Raw genomic sequence first — 7,077 nt, 5'->3', positions numbered from 1 at the left:
GGTCCGGGCCAGGGGGCGGCTCCGGGCCCGGGAGTACGGCCCTGCCAGTACGGCTGTCCGGATGCTGGCAATTTCCGGCGTCCCGTCGGCCCCACTGCTGGGATGGCCGTATGGACGATCTACGGATACGGGCCGCAGAGCCCGGCGACCTCGACGCGGTGCTCGCCTTCTGGAAGGTGGCCGCCGAGGGGACCAGCATCAGCGACGACCGCTCGGGCGTGGAGCGGCTCGTCGCCCGCGACCCCGGGGCACTGCTCCTCGCCGAGCGCGGCGGGGACCTCGCGGGCACCGTCATCGCGGGCTTCGACGGCTGGCGCTGCCACCTCTACCGCCTGGCCGTCCACCCCGGCCACCGCCGCCGGGGCGTGGGCTCGGCGCTGCTCGCCGCGGCGGAGGAGCGGTTCGTCCGGYTCGGCGGGAGGCGCGGTGACGCGATGGTCCTCGACCGCAACGCGCTCGCCCACCACGCCTGGCGCGCGGCGGGCTACGCCCCGCAGCCGCAGTGGTCACGGTGGGTGAGGCCCCTCACGGAGTGAGGGGCGGCCGGGGGGCGCGGCGTCCGGTGAAACCGGGCGCGGAAGGACGCGCGGGCCGGGTACACGGGCGGCATGAGCAGCCTGTACCCACCGACGCCGAGAGCGGCTTTGCTGATCCTTTACCATGGACCGGTCAACCGTCCCCCTCGACTGAAAGGTGTGAGCGTCCGCCCATGGGCGAGCCTCCCAGTACCCGACATCGCGCGTTCCTCCCGGCCCTGTCCGATCATGGGACGGAGGTGACCCGATGACCGAAGTGCTTCTGCTCCTCGTGGCGGTGCTGCTCTGCCTCGCCTGTGGCGTCTTCGTCGCGGCGGAGTTCTCCCTCACCACGGTCGAGCGCAGCGAGCTGGAACGAGCCGTGGAACGCGGTGAGCGGGGCGCCGCCGGCGCCCTCAAGGCGGTCAAGAACCTCACCTTCCAGCTCTCCGGCGCACAGCTCGGCATCACCGTCACCAACCTGGTCGTCGGCATGCTCTCCGAGCCCTCGATCGCCAAACTGATCGCGGGCCCGCTGCGCGACGCGGGCCTGCCGGAATCCGCGGCTTCCTCGGTGGCCCTGGTCATCGGCACGGCGCTGTCGACGGTCTTCCTGATGGTCATCGGCGAGCTGGTGCCCAAGAACTGGGCGATCTCCTCGCCGCTCGCCGTGGCCAAGCGGGTCGCGACCGTGCAGCGCCTGTTCAGCGCCGCCTTCCGGCCGTTCATCGCGCATCTGAACAACACCGCGAACCGTTCCGTGCGCCGCTTCGGCATCGAGCCCGCCGAGGAGCTGGCCTCCGCCCGCGGGCCCAAGGAGCTCGTCGCCCTGGCCAGGCACTCGGCCAAGGAGGGCGCCCTGGAGGCGGACACCGCCGAGCTGTTCGTGCGGACGCTGAACCTCGCCGATCTGACCGCGCAGAACGTGATGACGCCGCGCGTCCAGGTCATCGCCCTCGACGTGCACGCCACCTGCGAGGACGTCGCCAACGCCACGCGCGCGACGGGCCTCTCCCGGTTCCCGGTCTACCGCGGCAACCTCGACTCCGTCGTCGGCGTCGCCCACATCAAGGACGTCCTCGCCGTGCCCGCCGAGCGCAGGCCGCGCGCGTCGGTCGCCGAGATGATGCGCGAGCCGCTGCTCGTACCGGAGTCGCTGACCGTCGACCGCCTGCTCGACCGGCTCTCCGGGAAGCGCACGATGGCCGTGGTCATCGACGAGTACGGCGGCACCGCCGGGGTCGCGACGCTGGAGGACATCGTCGAGGAGGTCGTCGGCGAGGTCCGCGACGAGCACGACCCGCACGAGACCCCCGACATCGCGCCCGCGGGCACGGACGAGGACGGCAGGACGCTCTACTCCGCCGACGGCGCCGCCCGTACCGACCAGCTCGCGCGGGTCGGCCTGCGCGCGCCCGAAGGTCCCTACGAAACGCTCGCCGGGCTCGTCGCGGCCGAACTCGGCCGGATTCCCGCCGAGGGCGACAGCTTCGAGGTCAGCGGCTGGCGCCTGGTCGTCCAGGACGCCACCGGACGCCGCGCGGCGCGGGTGCTGCTGCACGCCCCGCTGAGCGCCGACGAGCAGGAGGACGCCCGATGACCGCCATCCAACTCCTGATCGGTCTCGCGACCCTCGTGGTGAACGCGTTCTTCGTGGGCGCCGAGTTCGCGCTGATCTCCGTGCGCCGCAGCCAGATCGAGCCGTACGCCGATGAGGGCGACCGGCGCGCCAAGAGCGTGATGTGGGGGCTCAAGCACGTGTCGGCGCTGCTGGCGGCGGCCCAGCTCGGGATCACGCTGTGCACCCTGGTGCTCGGTGTCGTCGCGGAGCCCGCGATCGCGCACCTCCTTGAGCCCCTGTTCGACGGGGTGGGTGTGCCGCACGGCCTGGTCCACCCGATCTCGTTCGTCATCGCGCTGACGGTGGCGACGTATCTGCACATGCTGCTCGGCGAGATGGTCCCGAAGAACATCTCGCTCGCCGAGCCGGTGCGGACCGCCCTGCTGCTGGGGCCGCCCCTGGTGACGCTCGCGCGGGCGCTGCGTCCGGTGATCTTCGCGATCAACGCCTTCGCCAACGGTCTGCTGAAGCTGCTGCGCGTGGAGGCCAAGGACGAGGTGTCGGCGAGCTTCTCCGACGAGGACCTGGCCCGCATGGTCAAGGACTCCGGTGACGCGGGGCTGCTCGACGACCGTGCCCAGGAGCGGCTGCACGACGCGCTCGAACTGGGCCGCAGGCCGGTCAAGGACGTGGTCCTGCCGCTGGAGGACGTGGTCTACGCGCGCGTGGGCGTCACTCCGGAGGGCCTGGAGCGGCTCTCCGCGGAGTCCGGGTTCTCCCGCTTCCCCGTGGTCGACGCGGGGCGCCGCATCGTCGGCTATCTGCACGTCAAGGACGCCCTGGACCGGATGCCGCGGGATCTGCCGTTCCGTGTCCCCGACATGCGGAAGATCGCCCAGGTGCGGGAGACGACGCCGCTCGACGACGTGCTGACCGCGATGCGCGGCAGCCGTACGCATGTGGCCGCCGTGCTCGGCTCCGACGGCCGGCTGGCGGGCATGGTGACGATGGAGGACGTGCTGCGCGAGCTGTTCGGCCAGCCGGTCTGACGTCGTCCCCCTGGTGTCCCGTCTGACGTCGTCCCCTGGTATCAGGGCGCGGTCCGCTTCGGGACCGGCTGTTCCGTGAGGCCGGGGCCCTTCGCCCCGGCCTCCGAGGCGCCGATCGCCGTCAGGACGGCGAGGAGCGCGGCGAGACCGGCCGTCGCGAACGCGGCGCCCCAGGCGACGTCCAGGAGGCTGGTCGCCCCGGCGACCAGGACGGCGGCGAGCGCCTGGGCGAAGGTGCGGATCGCGCGCTCCGCGGTGGCTTTCCAGAAGGCTGCGGTCCACATGACGGGCTCGCTCTCTCGCGACGGCTGCGGCGTGGCCCACGACAGAGGCCCGGCTTATGGCATACCGCCGTCGCGCCGCGTTGGGAACGGCCCCGTCAGGTTACGATCGCAGACGCCATGCAGATGAATGCCGAGTACAACAGTCTGGTCGCGGTCGGCGACTCCTTCACCGAGGGCATGTCGGACCTCCTGCCCGACGGCACCTACCGCGGCTGGGCCGACCTCCTGGCCGCCCGGATGGCCGCGCAGAGCCCCGGGTTCCGGTACGCCAACCTCGCGGTGCGCGGCAAGCTCATCGGGCAGATCGTCGCCGAGCAGGTGGACGTCGCCGCGGAGATGCAGGCCGATGTGGTCACCCTGGTGGGCGGACTCAACGACACGCTGCGCCCCAAGTGCGACATGAACCGCGTCTGCGACCTCCTCGAAGAGGCCGTGGAACGGCTCGCCCCGTCCTGCAAGCAGCTCGTGCTGATGCGCAGCCCCGGCAGGAACGGCCCCGTGATGGAGCGTTTCCGCCCCCGTATGGAGGCGCTCTTCGCCCATATCGACCATCTGGCCGCGCGGCACGACGCCCTGGTCGTGGACCTGTACGGCGCCGCCGTCCTCGGCGACCAGCGCCTCTGGGACGTCGACCGGCTGCACCCCACGGCGGAGGGCCACCGCAGGATCGCCGAGGCCGTGTGGCAGGCCCTCGGCAATCCGCCGGAGCACGACTGGCAGAGCCCGCTGGCCGTCACCGCCCCGCCGAACTGGGCGGCCCGCCGCGTCGCCGACGCCCGGTTCGCCCGGCAGCACCTCGTGCCGTGGATAGGGCGCCGCCTCACGGGCCGCTCCTCCGGCGACGGCCGCCCGCCCAAGCGCCCGGACCTGCTGCCCTGGGAAGCGCCCCCGGGAACCTGAGGGCCTCCGCTCTCGTAGCTTTCGACGAACGGGGGCGTGGCGCTGGCCTGCATGAACGCCCAGTAGAATCAGGTCACGTGACTGCCGCGCCCGCAAAGCCCCGTATCCCGAACGTCCTCGCCGGACGTTATGCCTCCGCCGAGCTCGCCACGCTCTGGTCGCCCGAGCAGAAGGTGAGGCTGGAGCGCCAGCTCTGGCTCGCCGTGCTGCGGGCGCAGAAGGACCTCGGGATCGAGGTTCCCGACGCCGCCATCGCCGATTACGAACGCGTGCTCGACCAGGTCGACCTGGCCTCCATCGCCGAGCGCGAGAAGGTCACGCGCCACGACGTGAAGGCCCGCATCGAGGAGTTCAACGCCCTCGCCGGGCACGAGCACGTCCACAAGGGCATGACCTCGCGCGACCTCACCGAGAACGTCGAGCAGCTCCAGATCCGGCTCTCCCTGGAGCTGGTCCGCTCCCGTACCGTGGCGGTCCTCGCCCGGCTCGGCAAGCTCGCCGGTGAGTACGGCGAGCTGGTGATGGCGGGCCGCTCGCACAACGTCGCCGCGCAGGCGACGACCCTGGGCAAGCGCTTCGCGACCGGCGCCGACGAGCTCCTCGCCGCCTACCGCCGCCTGGACGACCTGCTCGGCCGCTATCCGCTGCGCGGCATCAAGGGCCCGGTCGGCACCGCGCAGGACATGCTCGACCTGCTCGGCGGCGACGCCGACAAGCTCACCGACCTGGAGCGGCGCATCGCCGGGCACCTCGGCTTCGACCGCGCCTTCACCTCGGTCGGCCAGGTCTACCCGCGCTCCCTGGACTACGAGGTCGTCACCGCCCTGGTGCAGATCGCCTCCGCCCCGTCCTCGCTCGCCAAGACGATCCGCCTGATGGCCGGGCACGAGCTGGTGACCGAGGGCTTCAAGCCGGGCCAGGTCGGCTCGTCGGCGATGCCGCACAAGATGAACACCCGCTCCTGCGAGCGCGTCAACGGCCTCACCGTCATCCTGCGCGGCTACGCCTCGATGACCGGCGAGCTCGCGGGCGACCAGTGGAACGAGGGCGACGTCTCCTGCTCCGTGGTCCGCCGGGTCGCCCTGCCCGACGCGTTCTTCGCGCTCGACGGCCTCCTGGAGACGTTCCTGACCGTCCTCGACGAGTTCGGCGCCTTCCCCGCCGTCGTCGCCCGCGAGCTGGACCGCTACCTCCCCTTCCTCGCCACCACCAAGGTCCTCATGGCCTCGGTGCGGGCGGGCGTCGGCCGCGAGGAGGCCCACGAGGCCATCAAGGAGAACGCGGTCGCCTCCGCGCTCGCCATGCGCGAGCAGGGCGCCGAGCGCAACGAACTGCTCGACAAGCTCGCCGCGGACACCCGTATCCCGCTGGACCGCGCGCAGCTCGACGAGCTGATGGCCGACAAGCTGTCCTTCACGGGTGCGGCGAGCGACCAGGTCGCCACGGTGGTCGCGCAGATCGAGGCGCTGCTCAAGGAGCACCCCGAGGCCGCCGCCTACGCGCCGGGCGCGATCCTCTAGGCCCCCTCTCGCGCGGGTGACGGCGGCGGCCCCCGGGGCCGCCGCCGTCTTCGCGCTACAGGCCCACGTCCCTGCCCCGGAAGTCGTCCAGGGACTCCCTGCGGACCAGCAGCCTGGCGTGCCCGTCGGCCACCGCGACCACGGGCGGGCGGCCCACCAGGTTGTAGCCGGAGGCCATCGAGAGGTGGTAGGCCCCCGCGACCGGCACGGCCAGCAGGTCGCCCGGCCGCACGTCGGCGGGGAGCGGGGTGTCGGCGGCGAGCACGTCGCCCGCCTCGCAGTGCCGCCCGACGACCGTCACCCGGGCCTCGCCCGCGGTGGAGCGGCGGCCGACGAGGCGCGGGGCGTAGCGCACCCCGTACAGCGCGGGCCGCGGGTTGTCGCTCATGCCGCCGTCCACCGCGACGAAGGTCAGAGTGCCGGTCCGCTTGACCGCGAGCACCCGGTAGAGCGCCACCCCCGCGGGTCCCGCGATGGCGCGTCCCGGCTCCACCGCCAGGCGCGGCACGGGCAGACCGGCCGCCGCACAGCCCTCGGCGAGCTCGGCGCGCACCTTGCGCGCGAGGGCGGCGACGTCGAGCGCCTGCTCGCCGGGGCGGTAGGCGATGCCGTACCCGCCGCCGAGGTCGAGCTCGGGCAGCGGGACGCCGTGCTGGTCCCTGATCCGGGCCATCAGTCCGACCAGACGGCGCACCGCGCACAGGTACGGCTTGTCCGTGGTGATCTGTGAGCCCAGGTGGCAGTGGAGGCCCACGAGCTCCAGGGTCGGCTGGCCCAGGATGCGGGCGACGGCATGGCGCGCGGAGCCGTCGGCGATGGACAGGCCGAACTTCTGGTCGTCGGTGCCGGTACGGATCTTCGCGTGGCCGCCGGCCGCGATGCCGGGCACCACCCTGACCAGGACCTTCTGGCGGCTGCCCGGGGGTACGGCGGCGGCGAGGCGCGCGATCTCCGATGCGCTGTCGATGACGATCCTGCCGACGCCGAGCCGGAGCGCGGCCCGCAGGTCGTCCGGGCTCTTGGCGTTGCCGTGCAGCACGATGCGGTCGGCGGGGAAGCCCGCCGTGACGGCGAGTTCGAGCTCCCCGGCCGAGCAGACGTCGAGGCCGAGCCCCTCCTCGCGCACCCAGTGGGTCATGGCGCGGCACAGGAACGCCTTGGCCGCGTAGAGCACGTCGGCGTCCCCGAAGGCCTCGCGGTAGGCCCGGCAGCGGGCCCGCACATCGCCTTCGTCGAGGAGGTAGACGG

The 7,077-nt window shown here is 72.8% G+C and carries 7 protein-coding genes; 5 read left to right on the top strand and 2 right to left on the bottom strand.

The genetic code is table 11. The features are described from left to right. The first annotated feature begins 110 nt into the window (after positions 1-110). The 3 genes from AB8Z36_RS26140 (at position 111) to AB8Z36_RS26130 (ending at position 3,125) form a co-directional block, all read left to right on the top strand. Positions 111-536, top strand: coding sequence for a GNAT family N-acetyltransferase (locus tag AB8Z36_RS26140; protein ID WP_369215828.1), 426 nt, complete (start codon positions 111-113; stop codon positions 534-536). Positions 537-783: 247 nt separating this feature from the next. Then, a complete protein-coding gene (locus tag AB8Z36_RS26135) occupies positions 784-2,115 on the top strand; it encodes a hemolysin family protein (RefSeq protein ID WP_369215827.1) in 1,332 nt (443 codons plus the stop codon). Beyond that, a complete protein-coding gene (locus AB8Z36_RS26130) occupies positions 2,112-3,125 on the top strand; it encodes a hemolysin family protein (RefSeq protein ID WP_369215826.1) in 1,014 nt (337 codons plus the stop codon). Before AB8Z36_RS26135 ends, AB8Z36_RS26130 begins: the two co-directional genes overlap by 4 nt. A gap of 41 nt (positions 3,126-3,166) precedes the next feature. Here AB8Z36_RS26130 and AB8Z36_RS26125 read toward each other — a convergent pair whose 3' ends face one another. After that, positions 3,167-3,409, bottom strand: a complete 243-nt coding sequence (locus AB8Z36_RS26125) for a holin (RefSeq protein WP_369215825.1) — start codon at positions 3,407-3,409, stop codon at positions 3,167-3,169. 117 nt (positions 3,410-3,526) lie between these two features. Between AB8Z36_RS26125 and AB8Z36_RS26120 the strand changes: the two genes are divergently transcribed. Both AB8Z36_RS26120 and purB read left to right on the top strand, forming a co-directional pair. Further along, positions 3,527-4,309 (top strand): SGNH/GDSL hydrolase family protein, encoded by a 783-nt coding sequence (locus tag AB8Z36_RS26120; protein ID WP_369215824.1) that lies wholly within the window; start codon positions 3,527-3,529, stop codon positions 4,307-4,309. A 77-nt stretch (positions 4,310-4,386) separates the two neighbouring features. Then, a complete protein-coding gene (gene purB, locus AB8Z36_RS26115; RefSeq protein ID WP_369215823.1) occupies positions 4,387-5,829 on the top strand; it encodes an adenylosuccinate lyase in 1,443 nt (480 codons plus the stop codon). 55 nt (positions 5,830-5,884) lie between these two features. Here the strand turns inward: purB and lysA are convergent. Continuing rightward, positions 5,885-7,077: diaminopimelate decarboxylase (gene lysA / locus AB8Z36_RS26110; RefSeq protein ID WP_369215822.1), on the bottom strand; the 1,193-nt coding region annotated here is incomplete at its 5' end.

It is taken from the genome of Streptomyces flavofungini (assembly GCF_041028215.1).
Taxonomy (GTDB): Bacteria; Actinomycetota; Actinomycetes; order Streptomycetales; family Streptomycetaceae; genus Streptomyces; species Streptomyces flavofungini_B.
The sequence above is the reverse complement of the archived record's forward strand: the minus strand, read 5'-3'. Positions and strand labels throughout refer to the sequence as shown.

What these genes read in the sequence shown, in the direction of transcription:
- AB8Z36_RS26135 (WP_369215827.1), top strand. Translation starts at nt 784, where the DNA reads ATGACCGAAGTGCTTCTGCTCCTCGTGGCGGTGCTGCTCTGCCTCGCC.
- AB8Z36_RS26130 (WP_369215826.1), top strand. Translation starts at nt 2,112, where the DNA reads ATGACCGCCATCCAACTCCTGATCGGTCTCGCGACCCTCGTGGTGAAC.
- AB8Z36_RS26125 (WP_369215825.1), bottom strand. Translation starts at nt 3,409, where the DNA reads ATGTGGACCGCAGCCTTCTGGAAAGCCACCGCGGAGCGCGCGATCCGC.
- AB8Z36_RS26120 (WP_369215824.1), top strand. Translation starts at nt 3,527, where the DNA reads ATGCAGATGAATGCCGAGTACAACAGTCTGGTCGCGGTCGGCGACTCC.